This window comes from Flavobacterium artemisiae (assembly GCF_042678225.1).
GTDB classification, from domain to species: domain Bacteria; phylum Bacteroidota; class Bacteroidia; order Flavobacteriales; family Flavobacteriaceae; genus Flavobacterium; species Flavobacterium artemisiae.
Window position 1 is genome coordinate 249,019 of the sequence record NZ_JBHUDZ010000007.1, and the last position, 18,373, is coordinate 267,391.

Here is an 18,373-nt window from a genome sequence, read left to right on the forward strand (position 1 = left end):
AGTTATGTTAGATAATGAATTAATAAGATATATCAAAAGTAACTATTTAAACTTTTTTAATAAAGAAGAAAGGCTTATCTATAATTCCATTTTAAACTCACAAAAATTATCTAAATTGAGTTTAGAAGCTAAGGAAATATTTAGTCAAAATATTGAAGATTTTAGATGTAACAATTTGCAAAAAGAAGAAGAAAATTTATTTTTTGAAAAAGTGATTTTTAGAATTATCTCTGAGGAGAAAGTTTACATTAACAGGTGTCCATATTGTGGAACATTAGCAAGAACTCCTTATGCTGAAAGAGCTAAATGTGGGCATTCTTGGTATAATCCTAATGTTAAAGATAAGTGATAAGTTTTAATTTGGAAAATGCCAAAAATGTGTAGATACTACGCTTTACGAAAAAGTTGTTTTTCTAAATAATTTAATCATATATGTTTTGCTAATGTCCATTGAACCACCTCTTACAGTCTAAAGCAGACAAAAAAGCCACTTCATTATTGAGTGGCTTTTGAATTTTTATAGAGTTGATACGTCTACAAAAAAAAATGGGATTGTCTTATAAAAATTATCTTAGTCATGCTAATGTGAATATTTTGCTTGTAAACATCCTGTATTAAAAAAAAACATCAACTTTAGAGTTGTTACTTTTTAATAACTTTCCAACTTACTATGTACCTTCTCAATTTCCTTATCCATATAAGCTTGTGCATAATGCACATATCGATTAAACGAAGTACTGGCGTGACTATGACCACTAATTTTACGAACCAAATGTTCTGGCATCCCTAAAATTAATAAAGTCGTAATAGCTGTTCTACGCATCATATGAGAGCTCATTTTATCACAAAAGCGATTTTTTGAAGCATCTGTTTTCTTAGTTATTTTTTGAGTTTTGCCTTGTTTCTCTCTTGAAACTTCAATAGGATTAGTGAAACCAGCGAGTTCACCAATATGCTTTAAACTTTTATTGAAATTAAACAAACTAGTATTTCCAAAAAGTGTGACTTTACTATTATTTGTAGTATAACGCAGAAAAATAGTTATGGCATAAGAAGAAAGTTTAATAAAACTAAACGTTTTTGTTTTCTTAGATTTTAATTTTAGATACCAATCTCCATCTATTTTTTCGAAATTTTTATTGGTTAGCAAAAATATATCTGAGTAGCGTAATCCTGTAGAACATCCAAAAACAAAAATGTCTTTTATCCTTTTGTAACTAGGGATTAAAGTTTCCTCAAATTCGTTATCGTGAATTAAGAATTTGAGTTGTTCTGGTGAAAGAACAAATATCTCAATCTCTTCTTTTCGAACATAAAACAAACGCTGAAAATCGCCTGTATTTAAATCTTTGTCATTTTTTAAATAATTAAAGAAGACACGAATCACCTTAATATTAGCTCCCACATAATTATCATGACATCCTTTTTTATATAAAAATTCTGTAAACTTTTGATAGAATTTTTTCCAGTAGCTTTTTTCAGATAACAACTCGCGTTTGTCTAATTTTGAAGCATCACAAATACGTAACTCAAATTTAGTCTCACTTGAAAACTGGATTAAATTGTTCAGCACATATTTATAGTTTTGAATTGAACCTGGTTTTATTTTTTCTCCATTTTTTTTAAGCCGTTTTCCTGTTTCAGTTTCTTTTATGAATTGTTTGAATAAAGGAACAAGAATACTTGTTTTTTTCATTGGTTATAGTTTAATCAATAAAATTTAAATTAGAGCGGAATGAAACAAATTAAATAAAAAAGAAAACCTTATAGCAATTTGAGGTTTTCTTTTTTATTTAATTTGTTTTATAGATTCTCTTTGCATTCTCAATTGATAATGCTAACGCCATTGCGACAATCAATTTCCAGAATGGCATATAAATAAGTTTCGATGGGGGTAATCACATTTTATGAATATTTATGAATATCATCTTAGGGCTTCCTATCAATCTGGCTTTTCAAATCTTTCCAAAGAAAAGGGCCTATGTAAATAATTTCATTAAAGTTTCCCTTTTCAACTTTTAATCTCCATAAACTTAACTCTTTGAATTTTAATTTATTCAAACAATTATCATCCTTATCTTTTATAGCTTTAGATGTATTAATATAATTTGTTCCAATGTAAAACCATCCGCTAATTATTTCGCAATTATTGTCATGTATTTCTACTCCAACTATCCTACCACTATGTATCCAGATAAGAATAGTTATTAGTATTGTGCATATCAATGATTTATTAAACTTTCTTAGAATAAAAAAATGTATCAACATCCCTAAAGTAATTAAAAATGGATATATTCCATTTAATACAAAATATTTTGCAAAAATATAATTACTTCCTCCCCAAAAGAACTCCTTTATATCTGGTATTAAAAATATTGAATTTATAATCGTCATTATCGAAATTATAATTGCAAAGCTTATTCTTACTTTCATATGGGTTACTATTTTTTTGGAACAGACAACGTAGCTCCTGTTGGCATTTGATTATCTTTAAATTCGGCAGGACTAACAATTACATCACCATTTTCAATAAGTGTAGCTGATGACCCTCCATCAAATGCAATAATATTATCATAACCAAGTTCAATCATAAAATTTCGTATACTATCTAAAGTCATCCCTTCTTCTTTATCTTGTTGTGAAGCAATCATCCACTTTTCTGAAGAAGAGTTAAAACCAAGTACCGTTTTTCCATCATCGATACCATTCAAAGAATCCCAACCTCTTGCATATTTTTGAATTAAATTTCCTTTAGAGTCTTTTATTTCTTTATCCCCATATTGCATTCCACTAACATACACAGGCACTCCGCCTCCAAACCCGAATCCTTTACCAACTGGAGTATTCCCAATGCCAGCCGTCCAACTACCTTTTTCTTTTGTAAAAAATGCTCTATCAGATTTTGAAGGTTTTCCAAAAGAGACCTTACCATTAACATTTACCGTCTGTCCTTCAATAATGTAGTCCGAATGTGGTTTTGGAGAATCAACCCAAGGATAAACACCATAATGATTGTAAAAAGATTTATCAATTAAACCAAAGAAATTTAAGTTAATTGAAAAATTATCTCTATCAGGAGTAGCTGTTTTCTTAAGTGCATCAAGCATAGTCTCATTGGACGCTCTCTTTACAATCTTAAAATTCACATTTTCAAGTACAACAAAGTTAACATTTTTAACGGTAACATGCTCAGCTTCTAACCCCTCCAATTCAACAGCATCAATCACCCTATTTTCACTAAATGCATAAGGACTATTCCAGGAATACTCAGCAGCCAACGGGTCAATCCCAAAGAACCTACCAATCCTAGGATCATGCATCCTAAAGGTATAATTCAACGAATTCCCTTCACCTTTAAGTTCATCATCTTTCTCCTGACCTTGGAATCCATAACGATATTCGCTTTTCGGTTTTTTCGGGTCCGGCACAAGCATTCCGAAAGGATAGTAATCTAATCCGTGCTAAAGTCAGTAAATACAAGAACATCTCAATGTTTTTAGATAGGCAAAAAATGCCCTTTAAAGCATTTATTTAGTATTTCAAAGTTACTAAAAAATTACTCTTTTGATATCAAAATCTAATTATAAGAACTGATAATCGTCACTTGCTGTTTAACAAGACAAAGGAACAGTATTCGAAAACCAATATAATATAATATAATATAATGCAATTAACCGAAAAAATAATTAAATATTTAAATAAAAAAACGCAAATGAGGAAACCCGTAAAAAAAATTAAAAAATTAAAAATACATTTGCTCAGTTGAGATATTGATCACGTTTAAATTAAAGTCGCCCCTTTGAAAACATACAAAATACCACGCTATATTTTACTTTTTTTTGCCATTACATTGGTTTCTTTTTCAGACCCATACATGATAAAACGAATCTCTGATAAAAATTTCAGATATGAATTTTATACTACTGAAAAAAAAGTAAATCCAAAAATAAATAAAACCTACAGCTGGTTTAAAGGCGGTCTTATACACGAGGCACAAGGTGGCATAGGCGGCGATCTTTTAAATGACAAATTCGTAAAAATGTATCATAGCAATCAGCTGGCAGAACAGGGCGAATTTAAAAATGGGCTTCGTGTTGGCTTATGGAAAACCTGGTATCAAAATGGTGTTTTGGCAACTACTCAAATTTGGAGCAAAGGAGAACGCAATGGTAAATTCTTCAGATACAATGAGACCGGTTCACTTTTAGAATACGGCAAATATTCGTCTAATTTAAAATCAGGAAGATGGACCAATGCCGAAAGCAAAGAAATCATCACTTATAAAAAAGGTGTTATCGTAAAAGAAAAACAAATCTTTACAAAATCTGAAAAATACAAAGCCAAACAGGACGAAATCAAGCAAGAAAATGCGGTAAAATCTAAAAAAGAATTAGAGGAAACCAACGATGCCTTAAAATTGGCACAATATAAAGCTCAAAAAGAACAGGAAAAAGAAACTGCAAAAGCTATTACCCAAAAAGAAAGAGAAAAAAAGGCTACGGCTAAAAAAGAAGAACAAAAAGCCAAAAAAGAAGCCAAAGAAAAGTCGGCAAACGAGCCTAAACAAGATTCAAAATTAAAAAGCTTCTTTAAAAATCTTTTTAAAAAGAAAGATAAAAGTCCTAAATAATGGTAAAAGCACACAGTCTTCTTTATTCCATTTATGTTTGCCTGGTTGTATCTATAATTTGTGGTGCTATGCTGTACTTTTCAAATTTATACAATCAGCTCAATCTATATTACAATCTACAGGAAGAGCTTTACATCCAGAATCAATCGGTTTTAAATTTTGCTTTGGGCAATAAAATGGTTATTTCCGAAATTGAAAAAGATGAAAAAAGCGGTATCGAAAGCAGTTACATAACCAAATCATACGGGTTACTGTCTCTCGTTTTATCAAAATCTTTCATTGGCAATGATACTGTTGCAGCGGTGCATTTTACAGGAGCAAAAACAATCGATAAAAATGCCGTTTATCTCTCTAACTTTTCAAAATCGTTAATTTATTCTGGCAGAGTAAAATTAGTTGGAGATAATTTTCTGCCGAATACTTTTATCGAAACTTCTTATATCAACAATGCAGTAAATAATCTTATTATCGAAGGAAAAAATACACTTTCAGAACCAAAGCTTCCTGAACTAAATCCAGCTTTTAAAAAAGTTTTTTCAAGTTTAAAAGCTCAAAAGACAAAACTCTCTGAGGTAGAAAAACCATTAGATTCTATTTATTTCAATTCATTTTTTAATGATACAAAAGAAATTGAGATCAAATCAACTCTTTCAAACATCATTATTAAAGGAAATTTTTTGTTAACCTCTCAAGACTCTATTAGAGTTAGAAAAGGTGCTGTTTTGGAAGATGTAATTTTAATAGCACCCAAAATAACTTTTGAAGAGGGCTTTGAAGGTACCGTACAGGCCTTTGCTTTTAAAGGAATTGAACTCGAGGACAAAGTGACATTAAATTATCCATCAGTAATTTGTGTCTTAAACGAAAGCACTCAAGAAGCAAAAATTAAAATCAAAAAAGAATCCTTTATAAATGGAGCTATTGTTTTGGCAGGTAATTCGGATACCTATATTAATAAAAACAGCATCGAAATAGACGAAAAAAGTGTAATATATGGCGATATATACTGCTCAGGAAAACTAATGCTCAAAAGCAATGTTTATGGATCTGTTTATACCAATCGTTTTTTCTTTAAGACAATGGCATCATCTTATGACAATCTAATAAGTGAAATCGAAATAAATACGGCAAAACGTCCAAATTATTATGTCTCAATACCTTTGTTTAATTCTCAAAATACTGTTTATGGTATTATTAAAAAAGTATTGTAAGCTTTCAGCCAATTCGCTGTTAGAATCGGTTATCGCGTTAACTATTATTTCAATATGTTTATATTTTGCTGTTATGATTTTCGCATCTGTTTATACATCAAAAACTTCGGCGAAATTCTATAGCACTCAAAACAAAGTAAATGAGTTTTTTTATTTATCACAGATAAAAAATGATTCTTTATTGAATGATGAAAATGAAAATTTATTTATAGAAGAAGAATCAATTAACGAGAATCTGAAAAAGATTTTAATACAATATAAAGACAGTACACAATTCAAATTTGAAAAAAGCTTTTATGTTCAGAATCCGTATTAAATATTTTTCAGCACCTGCTTTTTCTATTATAGAAGCAGTTGTGGGAATGGCGATAACGGCTATTATCATGGGCATTTTATTTGTAATATTTTCAATTGTGACTGGAAGAATGTTTGATTTTAAGAATCAAAATCAACTGGTTAATGATCTTAACCGTCTAACATACAGTGTAAACAAAGATATTTTTGAAAAAGAGAAAATGACAACTTCAGAAAATGAAATTTATTTTAATGGTTATGCCGGAGAAAAGGTTACTTATCAATTCTTTGACAATGTTATTCTAAGAAATAGCGAAACATTTGTTGATACATTTCAAATCAAGGTAAAAACGATGATTGTAGATACGGTAAAAAGCAAGTCAGAACAACTTGTCTATCAAAAAATCAAACTAAATATAGAATCAAATGAGAAAGAATTGGATTTGCGATTTTATAAAAGAGTATATCCAAACGAATTATTACAAAAGATTAAAAACTAATGAGTTTCGATTTATCTACATATAAAGCGCCAAAAGCAGAAAAAAAGGATTTCAGAATTGAAACGGGTTCTTTTAAGCTTTCAAAAAAACTTTCTGACAAGAAAAAAGAGATTTTCTACAGAGAGCTGGGAATGCTTTTGCGGTCTGGTGTCGATTTTAAAAAAGCGTTAGAAATTCTAAGTAATCAGTCTGAGAATAAATTCGAAAAGGAACTCATAATTGGCATTAAAGAAAAAGTAATTGAAGGAAAAAGCATCTACGAATCGATGCGCGAAACGGAGCAATTTTCTCCTTACGAATACTACAGCATTCAAATTGGAGAAGAAACCCGAAAACTAGAAGAAGTTTTAGGTGAACTGCAGAAATATTTTAACCGAAAAATTCAAATGAAAAGACAGATTGTTTCGGTAATGACTTACCCGACAATTGTGATGCTGGTTACTATTCTGGTTCTTTATTTTATGCTAAATAAAGTGGTTCCGATGTTTAGTTCTGTTTTTAAACAATTTGGAAGCGAATTGCCTAAAAGCACTCAGATTATCTTAAAAATATCGAATCATTCGGGAATGATATTTTCATTTGTAATAGCTTTTATTGTTGGCTTAACAATCCTTCACTTTTTATTAAAGACAAAAGATAGTTACAGATCGTTAACAACGTCAATGCTTTTAAAAATCCCCTATTTTGGAAATTTAATCCGTAAAATATACATATCACGTTTCTGTCAGGCAATGAATTTATTGATTACATCAAAAACTACTTTGATTAATTCCTTAACCCTTACAGGCAAGATGATTAGCTTCTATCCTATCGAAATTGCAATCCAACAGATCAAGGAAGATATTACACGAGGTGCTTCATTAAACGAAAGTTTAAAAAAGCATTATGTTTTTGAAAATAAAATGGTATCGATGGTTGAAGTTGCAGAACAAGTCAATCAGCTTGAAACCATGTTTGAACGACTTACAGAACAATATAATGAAGAAATTAGTCACCAGACCAAAATGATTGGAGTAATACTTGAACCCATGATAATCATTGTAATTGGTGTCATTGTAGGCGTAATTATGGTTTCTATGTATGCGCCAATGTTCGATTTAAGTAAAATTATAAATAAATAAAACATTAAAAAATCATTTTAGTTAAAAAAATCTCCAGATAAATAAGTTAACAAATAAAAACCTCATCATGTTAAAACGCATTAAAAAATGCCACAAAACTTATAAAAAGATGTACGCGAAAGCTTACTCTTTAACAGAAATCTTAATTGTATTATGCATTATTGGAATATTGCTTTTGATGGTACTTCCAAATCAAACCTCTGTTATTGGTCAGGCAAAAGCTATTGAAGCTCAAGCGATGTTAAACCAAGTTTACGGTTTAGAAAAAAGCTATTTCTACAGACATTCAAAATATTCTGGAAACTTAGAAGAAATTGGTTTTGAACAAGAAAAAACAGTAGACGAAGGCGGTCAGGCAGTTTATAGAATTGAAATTATTGATGCAACTAATGATTCTTTCTCAGCAAGAGCAACAGCTACTTCAGATTTAGATGGCGATGGCAGTTTTAATACTTGGGAAATAGACAGTAAAAAAATATTAACTGAAGTAACCAAAGAATAAATTGAAACTAACCTCGATAATCTTGTTGCTTTGCTTGTTATTGGTTTTTATCCAAGATTGGAAATTTCGCAAAATACATATCGTTTTACCGCTTGTAATTTTCATAATTTCTTTCCTTTTAATTCCGATAAAAAAATACGAGTTAGCTGAAATAGTATGCTACAATACCGTTTTTTTCCTAATCACATTAGGATTCCTTACGCTATATATGAGTTTGAAATCTAAGAAATTCCTAAACCCTTTCCTTCACTATTTTGGATTGGGAGACTTACTATTCTATATAGCTGTCAGCCCTTTGTTTTTATTAAAAAACTACATTTTGTTTTTCATTTTATCTCTTGTTTTTGCTATTGTAATGCAATTTGGACTCACAAAAATCATTAAAGAAAACACAGTTCCGTTGGCAGGATTTTCGTCTTTATTTTTATGTATTGTTTTAATGAAAGACTGTTTTCTAACCTTTCAAAAACTGACCTTATTGTAATGATACAAAATATCGAAATATTTCCAGAAATTCAGCACGTTGTATCAAATGACTTGGCTAATCACTATCGCATTATTCCTAAATCAGTTCATGAAAATACGATAGAGGTTTATGTCGACCATTCCAGCAATAAAGAAGATGCGAAAGAAGAACTAGAGCTTTTTTTAGGAAAAAATATTGTTTTTCATTCTGCAGAATCTGCCGAAATCGAGAAAGCATTGTCTATCTACTACAGAAAAGAACGGGCATTGGCTTCAAACAAATCTTTAAATGTTGACAAAGGCGATTTTCTCGAAAATTTACTAGCTGAAGCCAAGTCTTTAAAATGCAGTGATATACATTTTGAAGTTTATGAAAATTCATCTAGAATTCGTTTCAGAATTGACGGACAATTGATTGAACGTTATAAGATTGAACGGGAAAATTATCTTGAATTGGTCAATAAAGTAAAGATTAAAGCTAAACTGAATATTACCGAAAAAAGGCTTCCTCAAGACGGACGAATCACCAATGAATCTTTTGATATCAGGGTTTCTATTTTACCGACTTTATTTGGCGAAAAAATAGTAATGCGTCTCTTAGGGCAGGATGCTTCAAATATTGATTTGAGTAAGCTAGGCTTGCAAAAGGAAGAACTAGAAAAATATCTGGAGGCGATAAAAAAACCAAACGGAATTATTCTAATAAGCGGCCCAACAGGTTCTGGAAAAACAACTACACTTTATGCAACTTTAAGGCTATTGAATGACAGCAGAAGAAACATCGTTACTGTTGAAGATCCAATTGAATATACGCTTAAAGGAATTAATCAAGTACAGCTTAAAGAAGACATTGGTTTAACATTCGCCTCTGCACTAAAATCGTTTTTGCGTCAGGATCCTGATGTAATCATGCTGGGAGAGATTCGTGATTCTGAAACTGCTCTTATGGCTATCCGAGCTTCTTTAACAGGACATTTGGTTTTGTCAACTATCCACACCAATTCAGCCATTGGAACTATTTCGAGATTGATAGACATGGGTGTTCCCTCGTATTTGATTGCTGAAACTCTAAACTTGTCTGTTGCACAAAGACTGATTCGAAAACTTTGCGACAGCTGCAAAAAAGAAACCATAAGCGATCCTAAAGATTTCCCGCTTAATTTCAAATTTCCTTATGAGATTTCATCCTATTATAAACCCGTAGGATGCAATAAATGCTTTCACACAGGATACAAAGGAAGAACGGCAATCTACGAAATCCTAAATATCGACCATATTATTGCAGAATCTATTAAAAACAACACAATTACAAAATTATACAATAATGATTGCAATTATAAATCACTGCCTGAAAAAGCATTTGAGATTCTAGCATCGGGAGAAACATCTCTAGAAGAAATTTATTCAATTTTAATAAACATATAAATAAATGCTTAAACAGATAGTTTTCGCACTAGCTGCGTTATTTTTTTCAAATTTAATTTTCGCCCAGCAAGATCTTACTGAACTGAGCCGAAAATTCAATGATTTTTCAATACAAAAAAAGGGCTTAAATGAGACCATCAAAATTGATGTTTCAGGGCTTACTCTTCATGACTTTATTGCATCAATAGCAGAAGAGCATCAATTGAATGTCGATGTAGATACAGAATTAAACCAGCCAGTTGTTAACAATTTTTTTGATGTGACAGTAAAAGATGTTTTCCTGCATCTTGCTCAAAAATACGATATAGATGTCTCTTTTATAAGCAATATTATTGTCTTTAAAAAAAGAAAAATTATTGCTATAGTAGAAAAAAAACAGCCGAAAATTATAGATGTAACGTACAATCCGCAAAACGATTTCCTATCAGTAAAACTTGAAAACGACACATTGTCTGCTGTGGCAAAAGCTATTATAGATAAATCTGGAAAGAATTTAATTTTGGCTCAAGATATAAAATCAATTAGAGTTTCATCTTATGTATTAAACCGTCCTTTTGATCAGGTTATCGAAATGATGGCCAAGTCAAATGAATTAAGTGCGGTAAAAGATGACAATGGTATTTACTTTTTACAAAAAGGTACAGCCCAAAATTCAAATGCATTAGCAACTACTGCAAAGCCAAAACAGCCAAAAGCAGGTCTAGGTGTCCCAGGATATTACGAGGTTAACATTAATAAAAATGGTTTTCTGCAAGTTAGCGCCTATGTCGCAGATGCATCTGATTTATTGACTGAAGCTGCCGAAAAGCTTCACATAAACTACTTTTTATACAACAAACCTGAAAACGAAAAAACAACTCTTTCTGCTGATAATATAACTTTTGATGATCTTTTGGTCCATATTTTTAAAGGAAAAAAATATACCTACAAAAAACAGGATAATTTTTATCTGATTGGCGAAGAAGCCACTGAAGGATTAAGAATGACAGAAATGATTCAGCTGGAAAACAGATCAATAGAATCTGTGCTTTCTACCCTGCCAAAGGTTTTTTCTGAAAAATTGGAAATAAAGGAATTTATAGAATTAAACGGTTTAATTGTTTCGGGTTCTAGATCCATACTTGAAGAACTGAAAGTTTACATCAAACAAATTGACAAAGTCGTTCCGATGGTTCAGATTGAAGTTATTATTGTCCAATACAATAAATCATATGATATTCAAACTGGAATGAAAGCAGGTTTAGACAAAATAAACAAGGTCCAGACAAGCGGAACACTTTTTCCTAATTCGGATGTAACAGTAAACGGCTCTTCTGTAAATAGTTTAATTGATGCATTTAATGGTTTTGGGCTTTTCACATTAGGAAAAGTTACCGAATCTTTTTATTTAAATCTTAAATTACTAGAAAATAATTCTGCTTTAAAAATAGAATCGACTCCTAAAATTGCCACTATCAGCGGGCATGAAGCTAAATTATCTATTGGTGAAACAAGCTACTATTTTGAACAGAACAATAGATTGATAAATAACAATATCGGAAATGATATTTTGAATTCTGGAACGTGGAAATCTACAGATGCAAATCTTAGCGTTTCTATAAAACCATACGTTTCTACAGATGAAAATGTTACGCTGACAATTGCAGTAGAAAAAAGTTCTTTCTTAGCCAGAGTTGGTGAAGATGCACCTCCGGGAAAAGCAACTCAAAAATTCGAATCTTTAGTTAGAGTTAAAAACAGCGAAATGATTTTATTGGGAGGGCTTGATGAATTGAAAAAAGAAAATTCCGGGACAGGCACACCTTTACTGTCTAGAATTCCAATTGTAAAATGGTTTTTCAGCAGCAGGAAAAAAGGAAAAAGCGATTCTAAACTTCATATTTTTATTAAACCAACTGTTATTTATTAAAAATGGTTGAAACACTATCTAAATTCATAAAAATAAACGACTTAAATGTTGTTGGCGTAATCAAAAAAGAAGGTTACGAAATTTATAATTTGCTTACTGTAAAAAAGAAAGCAAACAAAATTTCTATTGTATCTGCTCAAATATTTGAAACGTTTGAAAAACTAACAAAAAGTATAGATAAAAAACTACCTATCTTAATTCTTATAGATGGCAAAGGTGTTCTTAACAAAGAAATCAATCTCGAAAATGAAGCAGACTTAAACTGGCAGAAAAATATTGATTTTAACACCATTTATTATACTGACATTAAAGGGACCAATTCCAATTTTATAAGTTTTTGCAGAAAAAATATTGTAGAAGAAAGTATCAATCAATTTCAAAAAAATGGCATTCAGATTATTGATGTTTACATTGGCTCATTTATTGGCGCACTGCTTAATAATATACTGAAAAGAGAAGTTCTACATTCAACCGACTTAAAACTTGATTTTAAAAATCATATTCTTTCTGGATTTTCTAAACAAAATGAAACACCAAATAACGTTAGCTATCAGATTGGCGAAGAAACAATATCAAATATTTTTCTTCCTTTGTATGGCTCTGTGATTCATTTTTTTGTAAAGCCAAAAGGTGTTTCTAAGACTATAAATTCTAGTTTAAATAGTGAAGAGCTCATTTACAAGAAAGCATTTAATTTTCTAGGCATCGGAATGCTTGTTGCTTTTCTTTCTGCTTTATTAGCGAGTTACCTTCTAATTCAGTATTATGGTACTAAAAACTCTGAACTCAACCTTCAGACTGTGTATTCCAATCAATCCTATCAGCTTATACTTGATCTAGAAGCACAAAAAGATAAGAAACTCAATCTGTTAAAAGAATCCGGTGTTCTATCGCCTAAGTTTTACTCGTTTTATAGTTATGAGATTATCCGAAGTATTCCAAACGCTATTTCTTTAACCGAATTAAATATTGCTCCTTTAAAAGAAGAATATAAAGAAAATAAAAAAGCTCTGTTTGAAAACAATACGATAATTATTAAAGGTGAAACCTATCAGGAATCATCATTTAATACTTGGCTTGAAAATTTAAAAAAAATGGGGTGGCTGCAACGTTTTGAGATTGTTAGCTTAAAAAAAGATAAAAAGAACAAATCAATTTTTGAAATAAAAATCGTCCTTAAAAATGTTTGAAAACTATTCTTATAAACAAAAATTTTATGCCCTGACCATAATCTTTTTTATGTTATCGATAACAGCATATAAACGATCTTTTCATACGCTGTTTGAGGTTATTTCGGAATATCAAGCACTTTCAAAAAAAGCTGACGATATCAATAAAAAAGCAAAAAACACTGGAACGCTTAAAAATGACGTTGATTATTTAGACAAAATAATTGGAAAAGAAGGCGTAACAAAAGAAATGGTGCAGCAAGGAATTATTGGTTTCGCAACAACAAATTCTAATGTTTCAATAAACGATTTAAAACCCATTCATGATTATCCAGAAACAGATTATCACATTATAACCAACCAATTGGATGTTACTGGCCATACCAACCAACTATTAGAACTGGCATACAATTTTGAGAAAAAATTCAATTACTCAAGAATGGTCAGCCAAAGCTTTTATACAACAAAAAAAAATAATAAATCTGAAGTTTTACATTTAAAAATGATTTTTCAAAACTATGAAAACACTAAATAAAATTATATTTATCAGTCTTTCACTTTTTATGTTCTCATGTGAAGATATTTTGGAAGAAGACATTAGCAACGATATCTTACAAATTATTTCGCCAACAAAAGACGCTCTTATTGAAAGTAACGTTGTTAATTTTAAGTGGAACAGCTTAAAAGGTGCTGATAAATACCGCGTTCAAGTTTTCGAATCTAACGAGACTTTGGTATTAGACTCTTTAACCACCAAGACAAATTTAACTTTGCCTCTAGAAGCAGGAAGTTATATCTGGCGTGTTCGAGCAGAAAATTATGCGTACCAGTCCACGTATTCTTTTCCGTCAAATTTTGCAACAAATATTCCGGATGATCTAACAAACCAACAAGTGATACTGCTGACTCCAGACAATGACAAATATTTGAATTTTACAAATATCACTTTAAATTGGGAACAGCTCGCCAAAGCCACATCTTATAGCGTAAGAGTTGTAAACTCAGCAACTGGTCAGGAAGTTTATACCCAAACGGATGTAACGGATACTTCTCTAACATTAGGTGCTCCAGCACTCGCTGATGGAAATTATGAATGGAGAGTAAAAGCTAAAAATGCTGATACGGAAACAAAACAATATGGCGCAAAAAGATTCAATATTGACAAAACAGTTCCAAATCAGCCAAAAAATTCAGCGCCGGCTGATAATTCAACCCAAACAGTAAATGCTTCAGTAAATTATACCTGGACGATAGCAACCGACAATGGCACAGTAAAATCTCCTATATCGTATGTAGTCGAAATTGCAAGCGATGTAGATTTTACCAATATAATTAAGACATTGAACAGTAACACAACAACTCTTGCATACACATTTTCGAATACTGGGATTTATTATTGGAGAGTAAGAGCGATAGATCTTGCTGGAAACATAGGAACCAATAGTACAGGGTTTAAGGTTACAGTAAATTAATTATGGCCAAGAAAAAAATTAATATTATTCTAATTCTTGTTGTTCTAGGCTTATGGGGAACCGTAGGCTATAGAACTATTAATCGCTATTTTGGAAATAGCGATATCTATTTAAATGCACAAGCACATAGTAGTGAAATTTCTCTAAAGAAAATTAACAAAGATACTTTTGAATTAAAGGAAATTCGACGTGATCCTTTTTTAAATAAACAATTTAATGAAAAACCAGTATTAACATCTACTGTCTCTTATCACGCTCCAGTAAAAAAAACAGTAATACCAGTCCCTGTTCCAAAAATAAAGTACGATATTCCTTGGCCCCAATTGCAATATTTTGGATATTTAAAATCTAATAACCAAGAATTAGTGTTAATAAAAATTGATTCAAAACTACACAAACTTAAATTGAATGATGAAGCAAATGGCTTGATTGTGAAGAAAATATATAAAGATTCAATTGAGGTATCTTTTAATTCTCAAAACAAAATAATACATATAAAGTAGAGTCATTTTTTTTGAGCTTTTATTACGTTACGGTACAATCTATCTAGAAATCAGAAAAGTCCATTTAACAAAAATGGACTTTTCTAGTTTATTTTTAGGTGTGGTTATAGCTTCATCTGTCAAGCTTTTTCTTCTTTTTATGTAATTCCTTCTCCATTCTTTGAATCTTATGCAATGTTAACTCACTAGAAACATCTTATCTGCCAGTCTTTCCTTTAATCCTGCATCTCACGTCCTATAGAAATCTGTTCTTTAATTGTATATTTCTTATTCTGGCTTGCAGACTATACCCCATTTCTTTTAGTTACCCATTCGTTTTCTTATTTGAATTGACTAGAAGACCTGAATTTCTTTCAATACAAAGAAAATGATCCTTGTATCTATCTACAGTTTCCACTGCCTTTGGAAGCAAACCAATCAATCGGACTTCCTGTTCTATGCCTTTCAGTTAAAATTCAGTTTTCCGACAATGACTTTCTAATGTTCGATTGTTTCAAGGTGAAAGATCAATATACGCAAGACCTATATAACATTGAAAGAATAAAAATATCTCTGAAACTCCAAGGCGAACGTTAGAAAATTTATGTTTCTTTAAAAGCAATAATTCAAGACCTGTTAGCAACTTATTCTGCACACGTGTCTTTTTACCATTAAACACTTAAAAGGATCAAAAGTTAAAAGCTCTTTATCTATTGCTGTTAGGGCAATTTTCTTAAAATTAGTAATGTCTTTCAAAACATACATACGTGCCAATATCGTATTCATCTTTTTCACTAAAACCAGCATCTGATCATTATAAAGCTTAATCCCTGAAGGACCATAGTTTTTAATCCAGTTTTTCTTAAAATAAAATTGATCAGCTTTACGCTATTCAGAGATTCCTGTTTTTCTACAAGATAATATGCATGCTTTCTGACTTCAATTTCTAGTTAGTACAAAAAAAGAAATTTAACGGTTTAGAATCTTCCTGGTTTCCTATTGCATGCTCTGTTTTCTGTTTCCAGCAGTTTACATTCTATTTTTCGCTTCGTGAAGTTTTCTCTGGGCACACCATTAACAATAATCCTGATATAAATATATCTTTCACTGGTGCTTTTTGCGGAACTCTTCAAAAAGAAGATAATTCCAAAACTGTTTTCTAACATAATTCAACAATTTAAAAGTTAATAAAGGTCGAATTAGAACATCTATAAATCAAGTCGTCAACAACATTAACCATTTATAAAACAAAGACTTGAACCGTTTTTTGCGGCAGTTTTTTTAAAGGTAAAAATTGCCCCAAATCTTCCACAAAAATACAAGTGGTTTTAGGCGTTTTTGAAAATATGAAAGGGAATAAAAAAACCCGCATTACTGTAGTGATGCGGGTTTTAAGTATTTTAACCGATTTTTCAAATCGGTTTCAGTGATCCCAGAAGGATTCGAACCTTCGACCTACGCATTAGAAGTGCGTTGCTCTATCCAGCTGAGCTATGGAACCAATATAAAGTTTTTTTAATTGTAAAAACTTTCAAAAATCAGTCGGGGTGGCAGGATTCGAACCTGCGGCCTCCTGCTCCCAAAGCAGGCGCGATAACCGGGCTACGCTACACCCCGAGGCAAAATTTAAGCGGAGAGACAGGGACTCGAACCCTGGCGACGGTTACCCGTCGACAGATTAGCAATCTGCTCCATTACCGCTCTGGCACCTCTCCAAGCTCAAGAAACGTGTTCTGTTTTGCGGTGGCAAAGGTATGACAACATTCCATATCTCACAAGTATTTTTTCGCTTTTTTTGATTTTTTTTTCATCTTTTTTTCAAAAGACTTCACAATCAAACAAATAGAATTAACAAAAATTTCATCTTAAATTAAAAATATGCCCATTCAACACAAAATTTGAATTTATTCAAACTAAACAGTAAATTTGCTAGATAACTATTATAAAACAGAACATGAACAAAAGAGTTGTTATCGTTTCTGCCGTTAGAACACCTATCGGAAGTTTCATGGGAGGGTTATCTACTGTACCCGCACCAAAATTAGGAGCTGCTGCTATAAAAGGAGCGCTTTCAAAAATTAATCTTGACCCCAAACTAGTTGATGAAGTTTTCATGGGGAATGTAATTCAGGCAGGTGTTGGACAAGCTCCGGCACGTCAGGCAGCATTATTTGCTGGTTTGTCTGAAGAAGTTGCTGCTACAACAGTAAACAAAGTCTGTGCATCTGGAATGAAAGCTGTAATGTTCGCTGCCCAAGCAATCGCTTGTGGAGATGCCGAAATTGTAGTAGCCGGAGGAATGGAAAGCATGAGTTTGATTCCACACTATGTGCAAATGCGCGCTGGAAACAAATTTGGTCCAGCTACAATGTTGGACGGAATGCAAAAAGATGGTTTGACAGATGCTTACGATAACAACGCAATGGGAGTTTGCGCTGACTTATGTGCATCTGAATACAAAATCAGCCGTGAAGAACAAGACGCTTTCGCGATTCAGTCTTATGAAAGAAGTGCAAAAGCTTGGGACGCAGGAAAATTTGACAACGAAGTTGTTCCTGTAGAAGTACCGCAAAGACGTGGCGAACCAGTTATTTTCTCAAAAGACGAAGAATACACTAACGTAAAATTAGATAAAATCCCTTCACTAAGTGCTGTTTTCACTAAAGACGGAACTGTTACAGCTGCAAACGCGTCAACAATAAATGACGGAGCTGCCGCTTTGGTTTTAATGTCTGAAGAAAAAGCAAATGCTTTAGGATTAAAACCTTTAGCTTACATAAAAGGTTATGCTGACGCTGCGCAAGAACCAAAATGGTTTACAACAAGTCCGGCAAAAGCGCTACCAAAAGCATTAGATAAAGCTGGAATTTCAATTTCAGATGTTGATTATTTCGAATTCAACGAAGCTTTCTCAGTTGTTGGATTAGCCAATGCAAAAATCTTAAATCTTGATAACGATAAAGTAAACGTAAACGGTGGCGCTGTTTCACTAGGACATCCTCTTGGAGCTTCTGGAGCACGTATCATTGTAACTTTACTAAATGTTTTAGAACAAAACAATGCCAAAACCGGAGCTGCTGCAATCTGCAACGGTGGCGGCGGCGCATCTGCAATTGTTATCGAAAGAGCTTAAAACAATATCAATAAAAATCAGGAGTTATACTATATAATTCCTGATTTTCAACTTATAAAT

At 31.8% G+C, this 18,373-nt stretch carries 17 protein-coding genes, 3 tRNA genes and 1 pseudogene; 14 read left to right on the plus strand and 7 right to left on the minus strand.

Features of this window, described 5'->3' with window-relative positions:
• The first annotated feature begins 4 nt into the window (after positions 1–4).
• A complete protein-coding gene (locus ACFSC2_RS06220; protein WP_379817712.1) occupies positions 5–349 on the plus strand; it encodes a hypothetical protein in 345 nt (114 codons plus the stop codon).
• A 300-nt stretch (positions 350–649) separates the two neighbouring features.
• On the opposite strand, the gene ACFSC2_RS06225 is transcribed toward ACFSC2_RS06220, so the two are convergent.
• The 4 genes and pseudogenes from ACFSC2_RS06225 to ACFSC2_RS06240 all read right to left on the minus strand — a co-directional run.
• Positions 650–1,696 carry a tyrosine-type recombinase/integrase gene (locus tag ACFSC2_RS06225; RefSeq protein ID WP_379817710.1) on the minus strand — a complete coding sequence of 349 codons (1,047 nt, stop codon included), beginning with the start codon at positions 1,694–1,696 and terminating at the stop codon, positions 650–652.
• Positions 1,697–1,929: 233 nt separating this feature from the next.
• Positions 1,930–2,433, minus strand: a complete 504-nt coding sequence (locus ACFSC2_RS06230; protein WP_379817708.1) for a hypothetical protein — start codon at positions 2,431–2,433, stop codon at positions 1,930–1,932.
• Positions 2,434–2,441: 8 nt separating this feature from the next.
• Positions 2,442–3,107 (minus strand): phosphodiester glycosidase family protein, encoded by a 666-nt coding sequence (locus tag ACFSC2_RS06235; protein WP_379818611.1) that lies wholly within the window; start codon positions 3,105–3,107, stop codon positions 2,442–2,444.
• A gap of 105 nt (positions 3,108–3,212) precedes the next feature.
• Positions 3,213–3,437: pseudogene (locus tag ACFSC2_RS06240) on the minus strand (RHS repeat-associated core domain-containing protein); the annotation flags it as partial.
• A gap of 362 nt (positions 3,438–3,799) precedes the next feature.
• Here ACFSC2_RS06240 and ACFSC2_RS06245 point away from each other — a divergent pair.
• The 12 genes from ACFSC2_RS06245 to ACFSC2_RS06300 all read left to right on the plus strand — a co-directional run bounded on the left by ACFSC2_RS06245 (position 3,800) and on the right by ACFSC2_RS06300 (position 15,201).
• Positions 3,800–4,630, plus strand: coding sequence for a toxin-antitoxin system YwqK family antitoxin (locus tag ACFSC2_RS06245; RefSeq protein ID WP_379818595.1), 831 nt, complete (start codon positions 3,800–3,802; stop codon positions 4,628–4,630).
• 68 nt (positions 4,631–4,698) lie between these two features.
• Positions 4,699–5,841 (plus strand): hypothetical protein, encoded by a 1,143-nt coding sequence (locus tag ACFSC2_RS06250; RefSeq protein ID WP_379817178.1) that lies wholly within the window; start codon positions 4,699–4,701, stop codon positions 5,839–5,841.
• Positions 5,816–6,157 carry a hypothetical protein gene (locus ACFSC2_RS06255; protein WP_379817177.1) on the plus strand — a complete coding sequence of 114 codons (342 nt, stop codon included), beginning with the start codon at positions 5,816–5,818 and terminating at the stop codon, positions 6,155–6,157. The genes ACFSC2_RS06250 and ACFSC2_RS06255 overlap by 26 nt, the downstream gene beginning before the upstream one ends.
• Positions 6,123–6,635: a PulJ/GspJ family protein gene (locus ACFSC2_RS06260; RefSeq protein ID WP_379817176.1), complete on the plus strand. Its 513-nt coding sequence runs from the start codon at positions 6,123–6,125 to the stop codon at positions 6,633–6,635. The genes ACFSC2_RS06255 and ACFSC2_RS06260 overlap by 35 nt, the downstream gene beginning before the upstream one ends.
• Positions 6,635–7,756: a type II secretion system F family protein gene (locus ACFSC2_RS06265; protein ID WP_379817175.1), complete on the plus strand. Its 1,122-nt coding sequence runs from the start codon at positions 6,635–6,637 to the stop codon at positions 7,754–7,756. The genes ACFSC2_RS06260 and ACFSC2_RS06265 overlap by 1 nt, the downstream gene beginning before the upstream one ends.
• 67 nt (positions 7,757–7,823) lie before the next feature.
• Complete coding sequence (locus ACFSC2_RS06270; protein ID WP_379817174.1) at positions 7,824–8,258, plus strand: type IV pilin protein; 435 nt, start codon at positions 7,824–7,826, stop codon at positions 8,256–8,258.
• Between the two features lie 483 nt (positions 8,259–8,741).
• Positions 8,742–10,148 (plus strand): GspE/PulE family protein, encoded by a 1,407-nt coding sequence (locus ACFSC2_RS06275; RefSeq protein WP_379817173.1) that lies wholly within the window; start codon positions 8,742–8,744, stop codon positions 10,146–10,148.
• Positions 10,149–10,152: 4 nt separating this feature from the next.
• The gene (locus ACFSC2_RS06280; RefSeq protein ID WP_379817172.1) at positions 10,153–12,057 is read left to right on the plus strand and encodes a type II secretion system protein GspD; all 1,905 of its coding nucleotides are present in this window, start codon (positions 10,153–10,155) and stop codon (positions 12,055–12,057) included.
• Between the two features lie 2 nt (positions 12,058–12,059).
• A complete protein-coding gene (locus ACFSC2_RS06285) occupies positions 12,060–13,247 on the plus strand; it encodes a hypothetical protein (protein ID WP_379817171.1) in 1,188 nt (395 codons plus the stop codon).
• Positions 13,248–13,296: 49 nt separating this feature from the next.
• On the plus strand, positions 13,297–13,761 hold the full coding sequence (locus ACFSC2_RS06290) for a hypothetical protein (RefSeq protein ID WP_379817170.1): 465 nt from the start codon (positions 13,297–13,299) through the stop codon (positions 13,759–13,761).
• Entirely contained in the window at positions 13,745–14,698 is a 954-nt protein-coding gene (locus ACFSC2_RS06295) for a hypothetical protein (protein ID WP_379817169.1), read from the plus strand. The genes ACFSC2_RS06290 and ACFSC2_RS06295 overlap by 17 nt, the downstream gene beginning before the upstream one ends.
• 2 nt (positions 14,699–14,700) lie before the next feature.
• A complete protein-coding gene (locus ACFSC2_RS06300; protein WP_379817168.1) occupies positions 14,701–15,201 on the plus strand; it encodes a hypothetical protein in 501 nt (166 codons plus the stop codon).
• Positions 15,202–16,607: 1,406 nt separating this feature from the next.
• Here the strand turns inward: ACFSC2_RS06300 and ACFSC2_RS06305 are convergent.
• The 3 genes from ACFSC2_RS06305 to ACFSC2_RS06315 form a co-directional block, all read right to left on the minus strand.
• A tRNA-Arg gene (locus ACFSC2_RS06305) sits at positions 16,608–16,681 on the minus strand.
• A gap of 41 nt (positions 16,682–16,722) precedes the next feature.
• Positions 16,723–16,797, minus strand: a tRNA-Pro gene (locus tag ACFSC2_RS06310).
• A 14-nt stretch (positions 16,798–16,811) separates the two neighbouring features.
• Positions 16,812–16,895 (minus strand) — tRNA-Ser (locus tag ACFSC2_RS06315).
• 239 nt (positions 16,896–17,134) lie between these two features.
• Here ACFSC2_RS06315 and ACFSC2_RS06320 point away from each other — a divergent pair.
• The gene (locus ACFSC2_RS06320) at positions 17,135–18,313 is read left to right on the plus strand and encodes an acetyl-CoA C-acyltransferase (protein ID WP_379817167.1); all 1,179 of its coding nucleotides are present in this window, start codon (positions 17,135–17,137) and stop codon (positions 18,311–18,313) included.
• The last annotated feature ends 60 nt before the right edge of the window (positions 18,314–18,373 follow it).

Excerpts from the sequence above, each read along its gene's own strand:
- ACFSC2_RS06300 (WP_379817168.1), top strand. The coding sequence starts at position 14,701 with ATGGCCAAGAAAAAAATTAATATTATTCTAATTCTTGTTGTTCTAGGC.
- ACFSC2_RS06280 (WP_379817172.1), top strand. The coding sequence starts at position 10,153 with ATGCTTAAACAGATAGTTTTCGCACTAGCTGCGTTATTTTTTTCAAAT.
- ACFSC2_RS06250 (WP_379817178.1), top strand. The coding sequence starts at position 4,699 with ATGCTGTACTTTTCAAATTTATACAATCAGCTCAATCTATATTACAAT.
- ACFSC2_RS06295 (WP_379817169.1), top strand. The coding sequence starts at position 13,745 with ATGAAAACACTAAATAAAATTATATTTATCAGTCTTTCACTTTTTATG.
- ACFSC2_RS06255 (WP_379817177.1), top strand. The coding sequence starts at position 5,816 with ATGGTATTATTAAAAAAGTATTGTAAGCTTTCAGCCAATTCGCTGTTA.
- ACFSC2_RS06235 (WP_379818611.1), bottom strand. The coding sequence starts at position 3,107 with ATGCTTGATGCACTTAAGAAAACAGCTACTCCTGATAGAGATAATTTT.
- ACFSC2_RS06320 (WP_379817167.1), top strand. The coding sequence starts at position 17,135 with ATGAACAAAAGAGTTGTTATCGTTTCTGCCGTTAGAACACCTATCGGA.
- ACFSC2_RS06270 (WP_379817174.1), top strand. The coding sequence starts at position 7,824 with ATGTTAAAACGCATTAAAAAATGCCACAAAACTTATAAAAAGATGTAC.
- ACFSC2_RS06275 (WP_379817173.1), top strand. The coding sequence starts at position 8,742 with ATGATACAAAATATCGAAATATTTCCAGAAATTCAGCACGTTGTATCA.
- ACFSC2_RS06290 (WP_379817170.1), top strand. The coding sequence starts at position 13,297 with ATGTTATCGATAACAGCATATAAACGATCTTTTCATACGCTGTTTGAG.
- ACFSC2_RS06230 (WP_379817708.1), bottom strand. The coding sequence starts at position 2,433 with ATGAAAGTAAGAATAAGCTTTGCAATTATAATTTCGATAATGACGATT.
- ACFSC2_RS06265 (WP_379817175.1), top strand. The coding sequence starts at position 6,635 with ATGAGTTTCGATTTATCTACATATAAAGCGCCAAAAGCAGAAAAAAAG.
- ACFSC2_RS06220 (WP_379817712.1), top strand. The coding sequence starts at position 5 with ATGTTAGATAATGAATTAATAAGATATATCAAAAGTAACTATTTAAAC.
- ACFSC2_RS06285 (WP_379817171.1), top strand. The coding sequence starts at position 12,060 with ATGGTTGAAACACTATCTAAATTCATAAAAATAAACGACTTAAATGTT.
- ACFSC2_RS06225 (WP_379817710.1), bottom strand. The coding sequence starts at position 1,696 with ATGAAAAAAACAAGTATTCTTGTTCCTTTATTCAAACAATTCATAAAA.